Annotated in this window: 18 protein-coding genes; 9 read left to right on the top strand and 9 right to left on the bottom strand. The window is 69.2% G+C overall.

What is annotated here, in order from left to right; translation table 11 throughout:
• Positions 1-39: 39 nt before the first annotated feature.
• Positions 40-663, bottom strand: coding sequence for a LysE family transporter (locus DOE79_RS03730; protein ID WP_120337343.1), 624 nt, complete (start codon positions 661-663; stop codon positions 40-42).
• A gap of 131 nt (positions 664-794) precedes the next feature.
• On the opposite strand from DOE79_RS03730, the gene DOE79_RS03725 reads away from it, so the two are divergent.
• Positions 795-1340, top strand: a complete 546-nt coding sequence (locus DOE79_RS03725; protein ID WP_120337342.1) for a PadR family transcriptional regulator — start codon at positions 795-797, stop codon at positions 1338-1340.
• A 3-nt stretch (positions 1341-1343) separates the two neighbouring features.
• Entirely contained in the window at positions 1344-3056 is a 1713-nt protein-coding gene (locus tag DOE79_RS03720; protein ID WP_120337341.1) for an ABC1 kinase family protein, read from the top strand.
• Between the two features lie 39 nt (positions 3057-3095).
• Here DOE79_RS03720 and DOE79_RS03715 read toward each other — a convergent pair whose 3' ends face one another.
• From DOE79_RS03715 to DOE79_RS03705, 3 genes are all read right to left on the bottom strand, one after another.
• The gene (locus DOE79_RS03715; protein ID WP_120337340.1) at positions 3096-3479 is read right to left on the bottom strand and encodes a DUF4342 domain-containing protein; all 384 of its coding nucleotides are present in this window, start codon (positions 3477-3479) and stop codon (positions 3096-3098) included.
• Positions 3480-3491: 12 nt separating this feature from the next.
• Complete coding sequence (locus tag DOE79_RS03710; protein ID WP_120337339.1) at positions 3492-3869, bottom strand: hypothetical protein; 378 nt, start codon at positions 3867-3869, stop codon at positions 3492-3494.
• A gap of 74 nt (positions 3870-3943) precedes the next feature.
• Positions 3944-4639: a DNA alkylation repair protein gene (locus DOE79_RS03705; protein ID WP_120337338.1), complete on the bottom strand. Its 696-nt coding sequence runs from the start codon at positions 4637-4639 to the stop codon at positions 3944-3946.
• A gap of 196 nt (positions 4640-4835) precedes the next feature.
• Here DOE79_RS03705 and DOE79_RS03700 point away from each other — a divergent pair, with 196 nt between their 5' ends.
• Complete coding sequence (locus DOE79_RS03700; RefSeq protein WP_120337337.1) at positions 4836-6104, top strand: ammonium transporter; 1269 nt, start codon at positions 4836-4838, stop codon at positions 6102-6104.
• Positions 6105-6195: 91 nt separating this feature from the next.
• Positions 6196-6807 (top strand): hypothetical protein, encoded by a 612-nt coding sequence (locus DOE79_RS03695; RefSeq protein WP_120337336.1) that lies wholly within the window; start codon positions 6196-6198, stop codon positions 6805-6807.
• An 8-nt stretch (positions 6808-6815) separates the two neighbouring features.
• Here DOE79_RS03695 and DOE79_RS03690 read toward each other — a convergent pair whose 3' ends face one another.
• Positions 6816-7670: a helix-turn-helix transcriptional regulator gene (locus DOE79_RS03690; RefSeq protein ID WP_120337335.1), complete on the bottom strand. Its 855-nt coding sequence runs from the start codon at positions 7668-7670 to the stop codon at positions 6816-6818.
• Positions 7671-7771: 101 nt separating this feature from the next.
• Here DOE79_RS03690 and DOE79_RS03685 point away from each other — a divergent pair, with 101 nt between their 5' ends.
• Positions 7772-8518, top strand: coding sequence for an SDR family oxidoreductase (locus DOE79_RS03685; protein WP_120337334.1), 747 nt, complete (start codon positions 7772-7774; stop codon positions 8516-8518).
• Here DOE79_RS03685 and DOE79_RS03680 read toward each other — a convergent pair.
• The 4 genes from DOE79_RS03680 to DOE79_RS03665 form a co-directional block, all read right to left on the bottom strand.
• Complete coding sequence (locus DOE79_RS03680; RefSeq protein WP_120337333.1) at positions 8502-9818, bottom strand: cation:proton antiporter domain-containing protein; 1317 nt, start codon at positions 9816-9818, stop codon at positions 8502-8504. The genes DOE79_RS03685 and DOE79_RS03680 overlap by 17 nt on opposite strands.
• 12 nt (positions 9819-9830) lie before the next feature.
• Positions 9831-10970 (bottom strand): guanitoxin biosynthesis MBL fold metallo-hydrolase GntH, encoded by a 1140-nt coding sequence (gene gntH, locus DOE79_RS03675; RefSeq protein ID WP_120340136.1) that lies wholly within the window; start codon positions 10968-10970, stop codon positions 9831-9833.
• 104 nt (positions 10971-11074) lie between these two features.
• Positions 11075-11506 (bottom strand): VOC family protein, encoded by a 432-nt coding sequence (locus tag DOE79_RS03670; RefSeq protein WP_120337332.1) that lies wholly within the window; start codon positions 11504-11506, stop codon positions 11075-11077.
• Positions 11503-12147 carry a TetR/AcrR family transcriptional regulator gene (locus DOE79_RS03665; RefSeq protein ID WP_120337331.1) on the bottom strand — a complete coding sequence of 215 codons (645 nt, stop codon included), beginning with the start codon at positions 12145-12147 and terminating at the stop codon, positions 11503-11505. Before DOE79_RS03665 ends, DOE79_RS03670 begins: the two co-directional genes overlap by 4 nt.
• A gap of 112 nt (positions 12148-12259) precedes the next feature.
• Between DOE79_RS03665 and DOE79_RS03660 the strand changes: the two genes are divergently transcribed.
• The 4 genes from DOE79_RS03660 (at position 12260) to DOE79_RS03645 (ending at position 16692) form a co-directional block, all read left to right on the top strand.
• A complete protein-coding gene (locus DOE79_RS03660) occupies positions 12260-14536 on the top strand; it encodes an exo-beta-d-1,3/1,6-glucosidase (protein WP_245977099.1) in 2277 nt (758 codons plus the stop codon).
• Positions 14537-14662: 126 nt separating this feature from the next.
• Complete coding sequence (locus DOE79_RS03655; protein ID WP_120337330.1) at positions 14663-15370, top strand: MSMEG_4193 family putative phosphomutase; 708 nt, start codon at positions 14663-14665, stop codon at positions 15368-15370.
• A gap of 9 nt (positions 15371-15379) precedes the next feature.
• A complete protein-coding gene (locus tag DOE79_RS03650) occupies positions 15380-15925 on the top strand; it encodes a DUF3090 domain-containing protein (RefSeq protein ID WP_120337329.1) in 546 nt (181 codons plus the stop codon).
• Positions 15925-16692, top strand: a complete 768-nt coding sequence (locus DOE79_RS03645) for an SCO1664 family protein (RefSeq protein WP_120337328.1) — start codon at positions 15925-15927, stop codon at positions 16690-16692. The genes DOE79_RS03650 and DOE79_RS03645 overlap by 1 nt, the downstream gene beginning before the upstream one ends.
• Positions 16693-16787 lie beyond the last annotated feature (95 nt).

Genomic DNA, 16787 nt, shown 5'->3' with positions numbered 1-16787 from the left:
ATCTGCTCACCCCAGCGGCGGTGCGAAACGTCCGGGGGCTTAGTGGATGACCGCGAGCAGCACGCCGACGGCCACGAAGAGCACTCCGAAGACCCGGTTCAGCACCTGCTGCCCCCGGGCGTCGCGGGTGAAGCGCTGGAAGGAGCGCGCCGTGCCGGCGAAGAAGAACCACATCACCAGAATGTCGATCACGACGACCGTGGCGGCCACGATCAGGTACTGGGCCGGAAGGGGCCGGTCGGCCCGGATGAACTGGGGCAAGAACGCGAGGAAGAACACGATGGCCTTGGGATTGAGCATGTTGACCCAGAGCCCGCGGCGGAACATCGACCAGCGCGGCTCATGGCTGAGGGAGCGCACCTGCTCGGCGTCGAGGTCGGGTGTGGCCAGGAACTGCCGGATACCCAGATAGACGAGGTAGGCGGCCCCCGCGTAGCGGATGACGTTGAACGCGATCGGCGAACCGGCCACGAGCAGTCCGACACCCAGCGCCACGATCACGATGTGGATGAGCAATGCGGCCTGCTGGCCGAGGATGCCCCAGATAGACCGGCGGAAGCCCGCGTTGAGGGCGTTGCTCATGGTGTTGATGGCCCCGGCACCCGGCGTGAAACTGATCAGGGTGCCCGCGCCTACCAGGGCCACCCAGAGGGAAAACTGCATCCGCTCATCCTAGTTTCCAGGCGATAGCGGGAGTTCGCTGAGAGTCCGGCCCTGGGCCTCTTTTGCCCTGTCGATCGGCCCCGCCAGACTATATCGTTGAGTATCGTTAGCGATTCACGAAGGAGATCATCATGGGCACTTCCTTTCCCAGCAGTGGGTTCGGCGCCGGCATGAATGCCGATGGCATGTGGCAGGCGATGGAGCAGCTGCGCTCCAAGTTCGAGAAGCGCGTGGGCACCCGCATGGGACGCGGCGACGTGCGCGAAGCGGTACTCAGCCTGCTCGCCGAGCAGCCGATGCACGGTTACCAGATCATCCACGAGATTGAGGAGCGCAGCGGCGGCACCTGGAAGCCCAGCGCCGGCTCCGTCTACCCGACGTTGCAGCTGCTGGCCGACGAAGGGCTCATCAGCGCCGAAGAGTCGAACGGTCGCAAGACCTACTCCCTCACCGACGCGGGCCGGGAGGAGGTCGCCGGTTCGGCCGGATCGACGCCGTGGGCGCCGGAGAGCGCGACCGAAGACGCCAAGTTCACCGCACTGCCCAAGGCCGGGATCGAGCTGGCCCAGGCGGCCGCGCAGGTGGGCCGCACCGGTTCGCCGGAGCAGATCAAGCAGGCCGTGGCCGCTATCGACGAAGCACGTCGGCGGATTTACTCGATCCTGGCCCAGGACTGACGGGTGCCATCGGTTCGCCGGGATTCACCGAGCGTGAACCCCGGCGCGGGGGACACCCGGGCCCGGTATCGCCGCATCCTGCGTTTCGCCGGGTGGAATCTGGCCGTCACCTGGTTCTACGAACTTCTTCTGCCGCGGATCGGGCTGGCGAAGGTTGCCGAGCGCACCCGGGCGAAACGGATGACCCGCTTCGCCCAGCGCTTCCACGTGCTCGCGGTGGACCTGGGCGGCCTGATGATCAAGGTCGGCCAGTTCCTGTCGTCGCGCCTGGACGTCCTGCCGCCGGAGATCACCTCCGAGCTCGAGGGACTGCAGGACGAGGTGCCGCCGGTACCGTTCGCGGCGATCCGGGTTCTCGCCGAGACCGAACTCGGCATGCCGCTGGAGCGGGCGTTCTCCTGGGTGGACGAAACCCCCGTGGCCGCGGCATCCCTCGGTCAGGCCCACCGTGCCCGGCTCGCCCGCCAAGACAGCGACGACACCGGCCTGCACGACGTGGTGATCAAGGTGCAGCGGCCCGGCATCGACACCATCGTCGACGTGGACCTGGCGGCGTTGCGCAAGGTGGGCGGCTGGCTCAGCCACGTGCGGCTCGTGTCCGACCGGGTGGATGCGCCCGCCCTGGTGGAGGAATTCGCCCAGACCAGCCTCGAGGAGATCGACTACCTGCACGAGGCCGCCAGCTCGGTGCGTTTCGCAGAGGAATTCGACGGTGACGACCGGGTGAGTGTGCCCGCCGTGGTGTGGGAGCGCTCGACCCGTCGGGTGCTGACGCTGGAGGACGTGACGGCGATCAAGATCACCGACACCGACGCGCTCGCGCTCGCCGGGATCGACCCCAACGACGTGGCACCGGTCTTCGCTGCGGTGATGTTCGACCAGCTGTTCAGCAGCGGCTTCTTCCACGCCGACCCGCACCCGGGCAACATCTTCGTCACCCCGGTGCCGGATGACCCGAGCGGGCGCGGCTGGAAACTCACGTTCATCGACTTCGGCATGATGGGGGAGGTTCCGCCGACCACCAGGGCGGGCCTGCGGAAGATGCTCATCGCCGCTGCGTCGCGCGACGGCAGCGGCATGGTCAACGCTGCCCGCGACCTGGGCGTGTTATTGCCCTCGGCGGAGACGACCGAACTGGAAAAAGCGATGAAGCAGCTCTTCGCCCGCTTCGGTGGCATGGGCTTCGCGGAGCTGCGTGAAGTGGACCCGCGGGAGTTCCGTGACTTCGCGATTCAGTTCGGCGACGTCGTACGGGCGCTACCGTTCCAGCTGCCGGAGAACTTCCTGCTCATCATCCGTGCCATGTCCCTCACCTCCGGGGTCTGCAGCTCACTCAACCCCGCGTTCAACCTCTGGGACTCGGTGGAACCCTACGCGTCGCAGCTGATTCGCGACGAGGGCGGCAACGTGGTGCAGGACTTCGGCAAGCAGGCCCTGGCGAACGCCGGGATCGCCTGGCGACTGCCCAAGCGGCTGGACGGCCTGGTCACCCGGTTCGAAGACGGCACCGTGGCGGTCTCAAGTCCCGGCCTGGAGCGGCGGGTCGCCCGGCTGGAACGCACGGTCACCCGCGCGGTGTCCGCGCTGCTGTTCGGTGCGCTGCTCATCGCCGGGGCGGTGCTCCGCGCCGACGACGCGGTGCTCGGGGCGGTGCTGATGATCGGATCGGTCGTGCCGCTCGTGCACGCGATCTTCTCGGGGCGCATCGGCCGCTGACCCGCGGGCGCGCGGGCATCCGGTGGCGGCCAAGCGAGGTCACGGGACGTTCGGGATGTCCGATCGGCCGTCGTCTCCGCCGGCACGGTCTCCGACGGCGGGGTCTCCGTGTGCAGGTTCGTCGCCGGCCGGTGGCTCGGCGTCGGTCTGGTCGGTGGCGGTCGCGGGACGTTCGACGCCGACGGTCACCTGGGCGAGCAGGGCGGCGATAGCGCCGACGGCGACCAGAACGGGCGAGAACGCGGCCGTGATCACGGTGACGGCCAGGCCGGCGGTGAGGGGGATCTCCAGGATGGTCTCACCGTTGTCGTTCTTGAGGAACACCCGGCGCACGTTTCCTTCGTGGATGAGCTCACGCACCTTGGTGAGGAGGTCGTCCCCGGAGATCTTGAACTCTTCGTAGCGCGTCTTGTTGTCGGTCATGGTGGCCTCGTCTCAGCTCGGGGTGACGCCGCGCAACGCGCGGATGATCTGGGCCAGCGCCAGCCCGCCCGCGGACACCACGGGCACGGCCACCACCAGCAGGGCGATCAGGTTGGGCCGGAACATCAGCCCGTTCCGTCCGCTGACATACGCACCGATCGGCACCGCGTAGCCGCCGCCTCCGCCGCCCCGGCCCTCGCCGACGCTCATCCCCGCCGGGCCAATGCCGCCCTCAGGCATTTCGCTGGAGCCCTCGCCGGCGCCAAAACCGAAACCGACCAGCGCGACGGGCACCAGATCGTGCCCGCCCACCGTGGTCTTCTCGCCGTACGCCAGCTTCGCGCCCCAGGAGGGCACCGATTCCGCCATTTTCTCGATGAGGTTCGCCATGGCCCGAACGGTACGCCCGTTCGCCGCGGCTGGCTACGGGCCATTCGGCATCCGCTCCCCGCCGGGCGACGAGGCTACCGGGGCTGCTGCCGGCTGACCATTTCGGTGATCCAGGCGGGCGCGTACGGCGAGGTGCAGCCCGGGGGAGTCGGGTAGTCCTTGAGCACCTGAAGGCGTTCGCCGATGGCGAGGGCCCGGGCCCGGTACTCGGCGTGCTCGATCCCGATCTGGGCCAGGCAATGGTTCATGGCCCACTGCAGCCGGGCCGGCGCCTGTCGCATCTCGGTCTCGATCCGAGCGAGCAACCCCGGCAGGTCTAGACCGTGCGGCTTCTTGGCCACCCGATCGGTGGTCAACGCCCAGCCCGCGCTGGCGACGACGGGGTCGATGTCGTCGAACCAGAGCACTCGCAGGTCCTCCACGTGCGGGTTCTTCTTCACGACGTAGTTCACCAGCCAGTCCTGCACCTTCGGTGTGCCCGCGCTGCGGAGCATGGCGTCCAGCTCGCCCGCCTCGAATGCCTTCGGGCGGCAGATCAGCAGGGCCAGCAGTCGCGCGGCGGTGTCTCCGGTCGCCCACTGCTCTCGGGCGAGGTCGGGCTGGGTCTTCAGGCGTTTGGCGACCGCGCGCAACCGGGTCAGATTCACCCCGTGGTCGTCACCGTGGGTGACGTTCACCGCGCGGACCCGCGGGTCCTCGAGCTCAGCCAATTCGGCCAGCACCGCACCGAGCGTGTGGGTCACGGTCGTGTCGGCTGTAGTCGGAGCCATCGCTGTCTCCCCTCTCTCGCGTGTGCAATCCAGCCTAGGCTGGCCGTCTCCCGGGTGGCGTCACATGTTGTTTACAAACCAGGGTGATCTCGAAACAACCCGGAAACATATCGATCTGTCAGACGAAACGAACGCGGACCAAACTGTGGCGTATCCGACGCTACGCCCAGCGTCTCTTGCAGAGAGGTCCTTCGAAATGGAACAAGGTAATACAGCTTTCCTCCTCATATGTGCTGCTCTCGTCTTGCTCATGACGCCGGGACTCGCGTTCTTCTACGGCGGACTCGTCAAAGCCAAGAGCGTCATCAGCATGATGATGCTGAGCTTCGGCGCGATGGGTCTCATCGGGGTGCTCTGGGTGCTGTACGGCTATGCGATCGCGTTCCCGGGATCTGAAGGACTCATCTTCCCCTGGTCGATCGACTCGTCGGCGCTGGGCCTGTCCAGCCTGGTCGAGGTGCCCGAGGGCGCCGCCTACCCGCCGCTCGCGTTCGTCGCCTTCCAGGCCACCTTCGCCATCATCACCGTGGCCCTCGTCTCCGGCGCGATCGCCGACCGGGCCAAGTTCGGCTCCTGGATGATCTTCGCCACCATCTGGGCGACCGTCGTCTACTTCCCCGTGGCCAGCTGGGTGTTCAACTTCGGCCTCGCCGACGACGGCAGCTTCGCTTACGGCGGCTGGATCACCTACGGCATGCAGGAGTGGTTCGGCGTCGGCGCCATCGACTTCGCCGGTGGAACCGCGGTGCACATCAACGCCGGTGCGGCCGCCCTGGCCCTGGCCCTGGTGCTCGGCAAACGAGTCGGCTTCCAGAAGGGCGTCAGCGTTCCGCACAACCCGCCGTTCGTGCTGCTCGGCGCCGGCCTGCTCTGGTTCGGCTGGTTCGGCTTCAACGCCGGCTCCGAGCTCGCCGCCGATGGCACCGCCGCGCTGGCCTTCGTCAACACGATCGCCGCCCCGGCCGCCGCCCTGCTCGCCTGGCTCGTCGTGGAGAAGATCAAGGACGGCAAGCCGACCTCCGTCGGTGCCGCCTCCGGTGCCGTCGCCGGTCTCGTCGCGATCACCCCGGCCTGTGCGTCGCTGCAGCCGATCTGGGCGATCCTGCTCGGCCTGCTCGCCGGCGCCGTCTGTGCCCTGGCGATCGAGCTGAAGTTCAAGCTCGGCTTCGACGACTCGCTCGACGTCGTGGGCATCCACCTCGTCGGCGGTCTGCTCGGAACCCTGTACCTGGGCTTCTTCGCCAACGGCACCGGCCTCTTCGTCGGTGGTGACGCCACCCAGCTGCTGGTGCAGGCCATCGCCGCGTTCTCCGTGCTGATCTACTCCTTCGTGCTCGCCTACGTCATCGGCTTCGCGATCGAGAAGACCGTCGGCTTCCGCGTCAAGAACGAAGACGAGATCGCCGGCATCGACACCGTCGTGCACGGCGAAGAGGGCTACGTCCTCGCCGACCGCCAGGCCTGACCACCACCCCGCGGTGCAGGGCGGATGAGCATATCCGCCCTGCACCGCCGTTTTCCCCGGCCGTGACTTCCGAGCAGGCCGACCGAGTGAAATGACGACAACCAGCGCATCCCAGCCGCCGCATCCGCCCCAGATCGTGGATTTCGGCCGCCTGCCCCGCCAACCGCTCCAGCACGGCGAGGGCGGAACGAGAGAGATCTGGACCGCCTCGATGCCAGGGCTCGACCTGCTCTGGCAGCTGAAATTGCTCGAACTGCGCGGTCACACCGCCACCCTGCACGCACCGGCCGACACCCACCAGCTCGTCGTCGGGATGTCGGGCCCGCAGGTGCTGGCCGGCCCGGTGAAGCGTCAGCTGCCGCTGCGCCGCGACCAGGCGATGCTCGTGCGCTCACCGACCGCCCAGTTCCGCCGGCCGCGGTTGCGGATGGCCGGGGCGAGCCGGGTGCTCATTCTCACCTTCGTCGGCGGCGGGCTGGACCCCGCCTTCAGCTTCGACACGCTCACCGGGCCCGCCACCCTCACGGCTGACACGCGGGCGGTCATCGTCTTGGAGGGCACCCTGGAGCTGGCGGATGCGGCCGTGCCGCCGGAATCCGCGCTGATCCTCGATGGGGCCGCACCCGTGCCGGTCGAGACCGGGAACGCCCGACTCGTGATGTTGTCGCTGGACAGCACGGCGGTGGTCACCGACCCCCCGTGATCAGGCGGTCACCGGGACTCGGGCGCCGGGGTGAACTGCTGCCGCCCGATCACAGCCAGGAGCTCCAGTTTCTCTGCCGCCTCGCTGCGCGGAGCTGCGGTGAGGATGAGCAGGGCCTGGCCCTGGTCCTCGGTGAACAGGGCCTGGCAGTCCAGCTCGATCGGCCCGAGTTCGGCGTGAATGAGCGTCTTGTGATCCTCGAACCGGGTCGCGACCTCGTGCAGTTCCCAGATCTCGGTGAACTCGGGGCTGACCTTGTGCAGCTCCCGCACCAACACGCCCGCACGAGACCTGGGACCGGCGGTGCCCAGCGCCATCCTGAGGCTGGATACCTGGGCCTTGCTCTGCCGGTGCCGGTCGGCGACGGGATAGATCTCCCGCTCGGCGGGCTCGGTGAACCAGCGGTAGACACTGCTCCTGGCCAGTCCGGTGTGCCGGGAGTGATCGCCGAGGAGCGCCGCCCCCAACCGGTTCTGCGCCAGGGTCTCGTTGAGGCTGGACAGGATCAGAGCCGGGGTATGCTCGAGCCGGTCGAAGACCCGCAGCAGTGCGGGGGCGACGTGGGTATCCTGAGGGGTACGCGCAGGCACATTGTGGCCGGCCAGCCGGAACAGGTAATCACGTTCGTCACTAGTGAGCCGGATGGCCCGGGCCAGCGCCGACAGCATCTGCTCGGACGGTTGCGGGCTGCGCGCCTGCTCCATCCGCACGTAGTAGTCCGCGGACATCCCGGCGAGTGCGGCGACCTCCTCGCGGCGCAGGCCCGGCACCAGGCGGCGCGCTCCGGCGGGGAGCCCCACATCCTCGGGGCGCAGCCCGGCGCGGCGGGAGCGGAGGAACGCGGCGAGGGCAGGTTGGTCCATTCCTCCATCATCCGTCATCGGCAACGCGTGGGACAGGGACCGGCAGTCCTACGACAAGGGCTCCTCTCCCGCCCGCAGCGTGCCCGTTCCACACTCGAGACATGAACATCACCGGAAACACCATCTTCATTCCCGGCGCCACGTCGGGCATCGGACTCGCCCTGGCGCTGCGTCTGCAGGCCGCCGGCAACACCGTCGTCATCGGCGGACGCCGCACCGACGTGCTGGAGCGCCTCGCCGCCGCGCACGGCTTCTCCACGGTCACCATCGACATCACCGACCCCGCCTCGGTGCTCGCCGCCCGCGACCGGGTGCTGGCCCAGCACGGCGAGCTGAACGTGCTCGTCGCCATGGCCGGCGTGATGAACGCCGAAGACGTGCGCGGCGCCGATTTCCTGGCGGAAGCCGAGCGGATCGTCGACACCAACATCAACGGACCATTGCGCCTGATCGCGGCGTTCATCGACCACCTGCAGACCCGGCCGGATGCGACCCTGATGACGGTCTCCTCCGGGCTGGCCCACACCCCGCTGGCCTACACGCCGACGTACAACGGCACGAAGGCTTTCATCCACCAGTACAGCGAAACGATCCGGATGCAGCTGGCCGGCACCACGGTCAAGGTCATCGAACTCGTGCCGCCGGCCGTGCAGACCGAACTCATGGCCGGTAACTCGGTGAACGAGCATTTCATGCCGCTCGACGCCTTCGCCGACGAGGTCATGGCGCTGCTGGAGACCCAGCCGGACGCCCGGGAGATCCTCGTCGAAACCGTCAAGTTCTTGCGCTTCGCGGAGGTCGAGGGCCGCTACCCGGCCGCCATCGCCGCGCTCAACCCGGCCGCTTAGCCGAGCCGTCTGTGTCGTGTCGCCCGGACCGCGACCCGGAGTCGGGGAGGCGGCGTCGGCGCGACATCGTCGTGCTGGCGGCTTCCGCGCTGTCCGGATGCTGGGCCGCGTAGGCTGTGAACCAGCGGTGATACGCGGACACCAGCGGCACCGAGCTGAGGCCGTGCAGGATCACGCTCAGCGCGACCGTCACGAGCACCGTCGTGAGCACGACCTTGCCCTCGGGCACACCGCGCTGCACCGCGAGCAGGGCGAACACCAGGGACGCGAGTCCGCGCGGGCCGAACCAGCCGATGAACGCCACCGTCGGCAGCCGCACCCCCTGACCGACGAAGGCGATCGCCACTGGAATCATCCGTACCAGGGTGAGGCTGAGGGCGGCGTAGAGGAAGACCTGCCAGGTCAGGTGGGGCAGAGCCAGGGCGAGGGCCAGCGCGCCGAAGCCGATCCAGGTGACGGCCGCGAACAGGCCGCCGGCGTCCTCGGCCAGCAGGGTGACGGCCGAGCCCCGGGCCCCGGAGGTCCGGCCGAACGCGAGCCCGCCGACGAACGCGGCGATGAATCCGCTGCCGCCGAGCGTCAGGGCAATCGTGTACGCCAGCAGCGCCGCCGCCAGCGGGATGATCTGCACCCACTCGGCGGAGATCCAGCCCTTCCGTTCGCCCATGCGATAGAGCAGTCCGCTCAGGATGCCGGCGGCGAGGCCGGCCAGGAGCCCCCAGCCGATCTGTTCCGCCATGGTGACGAGCACCGCAGACGGGGCGCTGGTCTCGAGCTCGGCGTTGGCGAGCTCGAGCGCGACGAGGAAGAACGGCACCGCCAGGCCGTCGTTGAGGCCGCCCTCCACATCGAGTGCCTGTCGCACCCGGGCCGGTACCGCGGGGTCGGACACGACCTTCTGCCCCAACGCCGCATCCGTCGAGGCCAGCATCGTGGACAGCAGCACCACCGAGGCCAGCGCCATGCCGGGGAAGACGAGCACCCCGACCAGGACGCCGGCGGCCAGGGTGAGCGGGAGCCCGATCAGGAGCAACCGGCTCGGCCAGCCGAGTTGCCGGCGGAGCGCGCGGAGATCCAGCCGGGTGGCGTCGCTGAACAGCAACAGCACCAGCGCCAGTTCGGCCACCCGCTGGGCCACCTCGGACTCCACCGTGATGTCGAGCCAGCCGAGGGCGGAACTGCCGACCAGGAAGCCGGCGACCGTGAGGAACAGGGCCGAGGTGACACCGCGCCCGTCCAGCGGCTTGGAGAGCGCGCTCCAGAGAACGATGATCGCCAGAACCGTCGTCGCCGCCACCATGTGGGAGGCCGCCTACTCGGTGAGGAGAGCGTCGGCCCACCACGGCGGGGGAGCGTGCGGCGCGGACAGGGGCGGGCCCGAGACGTGCGTGGGGCCGACGACGGGCCAGGCCATGGGGTCCAGCGTGCGTTGGCGCACCACCACGGCTTCCGTGGTGATGTCGAACACCGTAAGGTCCTGGCAGATCACGGCCGGGCCGTCGTACCGGGTACGCATCGCGGCGAACACCGGACCGACGGTGTCGTGGTCGACGGCGAGATGGAAGATCGCCGACATCCGCGCGCCGGCGCGGTCGAAGACTGTGCCGACCATCGCCGGGCTGGTGTGGGCGCTGTCCACGATCAGTGCGGCCACCTCCAACGGCATGCCAGCCTTCTCGGCCAGCACCTGGGCGGTGGGGAAGGTCTCGTGGATGAGCAGATCGGCCCCGGTCGCGGCCTCGATGACGGTGCGGCACGGGCGGGTGTCCCCGGAGTACACGACGCTGCGTCCCGCATAGTCCAGCCGGTAGCCGACGGCGCCGTTCAGCAGGTGGATGACCGGGAACGACGTGATGGTCACCCCGTTGCGCTCGTAGACCACCGCGGTGCGGTCGTAGGGAACCTCCTCGGTGACCGTCGCCGCGCCCGACTGCCCCGGATGCCCGCACAACGACTCCGTGTCCCACGCGTGGGCCATCTCGAGGTGCTCGGTGAACGCCCGGGTGCCCAGCGGCCGGAACTCCCCGGCCGGCCCCCAGATCTCCACGGGGTCGCGCCGCCCGGCCTTGGCCAGGCTCCACAGCAGCGTCGGCAGGTCGCCGACATGGTCCGCGTGCAGGTGGCTGAGGAAGACCTTGGTGGTGTCGGTGACCGGCAGGCGCAGCCCGGTGAAGTTGGCCAGCGACCCCGAGCCGAGGTCGAAGAAGAACATGTCGTGTTCGGCGTTGCCGACCTCGATGAGCAGGGAGGCCGAGGCCTGGCCGTTCTTCACGAAGGGGTCGCCGCTGCCCAGGATCGTCACCCGGACCTCCCCGGAAGCCACCGTCTCGGTGCCCGGGAGGAGCACGTCGGCGTACTCCCGCGTCGGTGTTCCGACCACGGGCGTGGTGGTCAACGGGTCGGTGCTGCCCTCGCAGGCCAGCTCGGTCGTCTCGTCGATTGCGGTAACCATGCGCCACAGATACACCCGAATTGGGCCCGGCAACAGGGCCGCCGGCCATCGGTCCGCCGCCGTGTCTGGACGGTGCACCGATTCGGGGCGGGCGGGGATCGAGCTCAGCCGAAGCTGACGGCGCCGGTCGGCGACACGTGCCAGCCGGGGTTGTGCGCGATCTCCCAGATGATGCCGTTGGGGTCTTGCACGTGGGCGTGGAAGATGCCGCCGAACGCCCCGGCCTGCGGGGCCTTGACCACGCGGCCGCCCGCGGCGGTCATCGCTGCGACCACGGCGCGTACCTCGCCGGGACTCCCGACGTTGTGCGAGAGGGTCACTCCCGACACGGCGGAGTGGTCAGCGCCGGTGGCGAGGTCCCGGTTGAACTTCTCGGCGTCGAACAGGCCGAGCACCATGCCGGGGGCGACCTGGTAGAAGATGATCTCGCCCGGCACGTCGGCCAGCGGCGTCCAGCCCAGCGCTACGGAGTAGAAGCTCCTCGCCGCGGCCAGGTCAGCCGTGGCGAAGGTGATGAAGTGCACGTTCTGGTTCACGGGGAATCCGTCGCCAGAACCGAAGGCTTGGCGTCGAGAACCGAGGAGACGATCGCCTCGATGGCGAATTCGCTCGCCTGGGCCAGGTCGACGTCGGTGGGATCGAGCAGCCACTGCACCTGCAGACCGTCCATCACGGCCAGCACCGAGGCCGCGGCGAGCGCTGCGGTGGCGGGGGGCACCGTTCCGCGCTCCGCACACAGTGCCTCGAAGGCCTGACGCGCCTCGGCCCGCAGGGTGCGGTACCGCTCGACGAAATACCCCCGGGCCGGATGGCCGTCGGTGACAGCTTCGGCCGACAACACCACGTAGGCCTGCACGATCCCGGCCCGGTGGGCGTTGGCCAGGGCCGTGGCCACGAGGTGCCGGAAGAACTCGATGCCGTCGGGGATGTGCTGCCCGGCCAGGCTCTGCACATCCATTTCGTCGCGGTAGCTCAGCACCTCGAGGAGGAGCTGATCCTTGGACCCGAAGTGATGCAGGATGCCCGGGTGGGTCATGTTGACCTGCTCGGCAATGTCGGAGAGCGTGCCGTTGACATATCCCTTGCTGCCGAAGATCTCGACCGCGGCTTGCAGGATCTCCTTCCGGCGCGCGACCGTCTGCGGTCGCGGGTGGGACTGTCGTCGTTCAGTAACCATCGAGGTCGTCACCTATGCCGTCGGGAGAGTTTCGCTACCGGATTCTACGCGCCTCCGGTTGAGTGCGAGGCGACACTGGATAACTTACTGACAAGACGGTAAGTTTTCCACCGTGAACACAGTCCCCGCCTCCGAGGCCCTCAGCGCCGGTCCCGTCTACCTCGATTCGTCCCGAACCATCGGTGACCGTGTCGCCGACCTCCTGGCCCGCATGACGGTGGAGGAGAAGGTGGGGCAGATGATGCAGCTGGATGCCCGGGACGACATCGAGGATCACGTGCGGGTCACCCATGTCGGCTCGATCCTGCATGCCTCGCCCGAGCGGTTGATCCGGGCGCAGGCGCTCACCGCCCAGACCCGGCTGCGGATCCCGCTGATCGTGGGGGAGGACGCCATCCACGGGCACTCCTTCTGGATCGGCGCCACGATCTTCCCCGTTCAACTGGGCCTGGCCGCGACCTGGGACCCGGACCTGATCGAGCAGGTGGCCAGGGCGACCGCGGTCGAGGTCGCGTCCACCGGCATCCACTGGACCTTCTCGCCGGTGCTCTGCATCGCCCGCGACCTGCGCTGGGGCCGGGTGGGCGAGACCTTCGGCGAGGACCCGCATCTGATCGGCGAACTGGCCAGCGCCATGGTGCGCGGCTATCAGGGCGACGGGCTGAGCGACCCGACCGCGATCCTGGCCACCGCGAAGCACTTCGCCGGCTACTCCGAGACCCAGGGTGGCCGGGACGCGAGCGAGGCCGACATCTCCCAGCGCAAGCTGCGCTCGTGGTTCCTGCCGCCGTTCGAACGCGTGGCACGGGAAGGCTGCCGCACCTTCATGCTCGGCTACCAGTCGATCGACGGGGTGCCCATCACGGTGAACGACTGGCTGCTCAACGACGTGCTCCGCGGCGAGTGGGGGTACACCGGCACGCTCATCACCGACTGGGACAACGTGGGCCGGATGGTGTGGGAACAACAGGTGCAGCCCGACCACACGCACGCCGCGGCCGCGGCCGTGAAGGCCGGCAACGACATGGTGATGACCACACCCGGGTTCTTCGCCGGTGCGCTCGAGGCCGTCGAACTGGGGATGCTGACCGAGGCCGACCTGGACGCCGCCGTCGCGCGCATCCTCACCCTCAAGTTCGAGCTGGGCCTGTTCGAGAACCCGCGGCTGCCCGATCCGATGGCGCAGGCGGTCATCGCCAACGCCGAGCACACCGACCTGAACCTGCAGGTCGCCCGGCGTTCGGTGGTGCTGCTGCGGAACGAGGGTGTGCTGCCGCTTCCGGTCGGCCGGTCGGCCGTCAAACGAGTGGCCGTGGTCGGTCCCCTGATCGACGACGCCCAGACCCAGCTCGGCGACTGGGCCGGGTCCTCCGGCCAGGCCGGCTGGCTGCCGGACGGGCATCCGCGCGCCATGATCAGCACCGTGCTCGACGGGCTGCGGGAGCTGGTCCCGGCCGGATGGGACCTGACCGTGGCGCGCGGTGCCGACATTCTTGGACTGGCGCCGGACCCGGCGGGGGAGTTCTTCCCCGATGGCCAGCCCCGGCCCCAACTGGTCGTTCCGTGCGAGCCCGACGCGCACCTCATCGCCGAGGCCGTGACCGCTGCTTCCGCCGCCGACTACGTGGTGGCCGTCGTCGGCGACCGGGTGGAGCTCGTCGGCGAGGGCCGGTCGACTGCGACCCTCGAACTCGTGGGCGGCCAGATCGCCCTCCTCGACGCCCTGGCGGCGACAGGCACCCCGATGATCGTGGTGCTCATGGCGTCCAAGCCCTTGGTGCTGCCGGCATCCGCCCTGAACGCCGCCGCCGTGATCTGGGTCGCGAGCCCCGGGATGCAGGGTGGCCGGGCTATCGCCGAGATCGTGCTGGGGATCACCGAACCGTCCGGCCGGCTGCCGATCTCGTTCGCCCGCCATGTGGGGCAGCAGCCCACCTATTACAACCAGATCCGCGGCCAGCACGGCAACCGGTATGCCGATCTGACCCAGGACCCGGCGTTCGCCTTCGGGGACGGGCTCTCCTACACCTCTGTGGAGTATTCCGACCTCCGGGTGCAGCAGCACGTCGTTACCCTCCTCGACACCGTTTCCGCGCAGATCACGCTGCAGAACACCGGCGACCGGCCGGTGCTGGAGACCGTGCAGGCGTATGTGAGCGACACCGTCACCTCGGTGAGCTGGGCGGAGAAGGAGCTGAAGGCTTTCACCCAGGTGGAGCTCCAGCCCGGGCAGACCGCCACGGTCAGCATCCAGGTGCCGGTCGCCGACTGCAGTCTGGTGGATGCGCGTGGCACCCGGGTGGTCGAACCCGGCGAGTTCACCCTGCTGGTGGGCCCGTCGTCCCGCGCCGAGACCCTGTTGAGCGTCCCTTTCCGGGTCACCGCCTGACCTCGCGCGAGTTTTCCAGGACATCGGCACGAGCGGGTCACCCCAGGCCTTTCCGTCCTCAGAACTTCACTGACTCCTCTCAAGCGTGCGAACACTCCGGGACAGAGCGCTGTCTAGGCTGTACCCATGGCCACAGTCATCCTCGTGCGGCACGGACGCACCACCGCCAACGCCACCGGCATGCTGGCCGGCCGCACCGCCGGAGTGCTGCTCGACGACATCGGGCGGGAGCAGGCGCGCCTGACCGGCACCCGGCTGGCCGTGGTGCCGGTCGTGGGTGTGGTGTCCAGCCCGCTGGAGCGCTGCCGGGAGACGGCGGAGTGGATTCTCAACGAGCAGACCGGAACTCCCGCGACGCCCGTGGAGGACGACCTCACCGAGTGCGACTACGGCGACTGGCAGGGCCGCTCGCTCAGCGATCTGGCCACTGAGAAGCTCTGGTCGGTGGTGCAGACGCAGCCCTCGGCCGTCACCTTCCCCAACGGCGAGGCGATGGCCACCATGCAGTCCCGCTCGGTCGCCGCGATCCGCCGCCTCGACGCGGCCTTCGAGGCCGAGCACGGCCCCGGCGCGGTGTGGGTGGCGGTGAGCCACGGCGACATCATCAAGTCGATCCTGGCCGACGCGCTGGGTATGCACCTGGACCTGTTCCAGCGCATCAACGTGGGCCCGGCATCCGTCTCGATCGTGCGGTACGGCGCCGCCCGGCCGAGCGTGATCGCCACGAACACGGATGCCGGTGACCTCTCCTGGCTGGCCGCGAGCACGCCCGCGGGCGACGCGCCGGTCGGCGGCGGGGCCGGACACCAGCCGCCAACGTCCGCGCGCGCCTAAAATACCTCCATGCCTACAATCGTCCATGAGTTCGCCTGGCCGGATCGGGTCGTCATCGGTACGGTCGGCCCGCCCGGCTCTCGCACCTTCTATCTGCAGGTGCGCACCGGGCCGCGGATCGTCAGCATCGCGCTGGAGAAGCAGCAGTCGGCGCTGGTCGCCGAGAAGATCGACGAGATCCTCGACCAGCTGATGGCCCACGAGGGTAACCCGTTCAGCATCCCCACCAGCACCCCGGTCGAGCTTGTCGACAACGATCCGCTGGAGCAGCCCGTTGAGGAGGAGTTCCGCACGGCCGCCATGAGCCTGGGCTGGGACCCGTCGACGGTGCAGATCGTGCTCGAGGCGTACCGGTTCGACGACGAGGGCACCCCCGAACTCGACCCGGAGGCGCTCGAGCCGGGGGAGACCCTGATGGTGCGGATGCCCGTGGGCACCGCCCGCGCGTTCGCCAAGCGCACCCGCGAAGTGGTGGGCGCCGGCCGGCCCATGTGCCCGCTCTGCGGCAACCCCATCGACGCCGACGGCCACATCTGCCCGCTGCCCGGCGAGTGATGCCGCCGGAGGACGATCCTCTCGCCGGTGCCCTCGAGCTCACCGGCCGGATCACGACGGCGTCCAACGCCACTTTCTTCGGCACCATCGACGGGGTCGCCGTCGTGTACAAACCGGTGGCCGGTGAGAGCCCGCTCTGGGACTTCCCCGACGGCGACCTGGCCAGCCGCGAGGTGGCGGCCTACCTGGTCTCGCAGACGTTCGGCTGGAATGTCGTGCCCCGCACCTGGCTGCGGGACGGGCCGATGGGTCCGGGCATGGTGCAGCTGTGGCAGGAAGCGGACCCCGACCAGGAAGCCGTCGACCTCGTGTCGTCCGACGCCGTGCCCGACGACTGGCGCCAGGTGCTCGAGGGCCGCGACGAAAACGACCGGCTGGTCTCGCTCATCCACGAGGACACGACGGCGCTGCGTCGGATGGCCGTGTTCGACATCGTGGTGAACAACGCCGACCGCAAGGGCGCGCACATCCTGCCGATGACCGACGGCCACCGGCACGGCGTCGACCACGGCCTCACCTTCCACACCGACCACAAACTGCGCACCGTGCTCTGGGGCTGGATCGGTGACGAGCTCAGCATCGACGAACTCGCCGGTATCGACCGGGTCAGCGCGGCGTTGGACGGCGCCCTCGGCGCTATCCTGGCCGGCCTGCTCACCCCGGCCGAGCTGGCCGCGTTGGCCGCCCGCTGCGACCGGTTGCGCACCCGCGCCCGTTTCCCCGAACCAGAGGGCGAGATGCCCGCGGTGCCCTGGCCGCTGTTCTGACCTGCCGCCCTGGCTTCGGGCGGATGTTCTGACACACGTGGGTACCGGATTCGGCGGATGACCCGACATCCGTTGGCACCGGCGGGCGCCGGTTC

The sequence above is a fragment of the Cryobacterium soli genome (assembly GCF_003611035.1).
Taxonomy (GTDB): Bacteria; Actinomycetota; Actinomycetes; order Actinomycetales; family Microbacteriaceae; genus Cryobacterium; species Cryobacterium soli.
The sequence above is the reverse complement of the archived record's forward strand: the minus strand, read 5'-3'. Positions and strand labels throughout refer to the sequence as shown.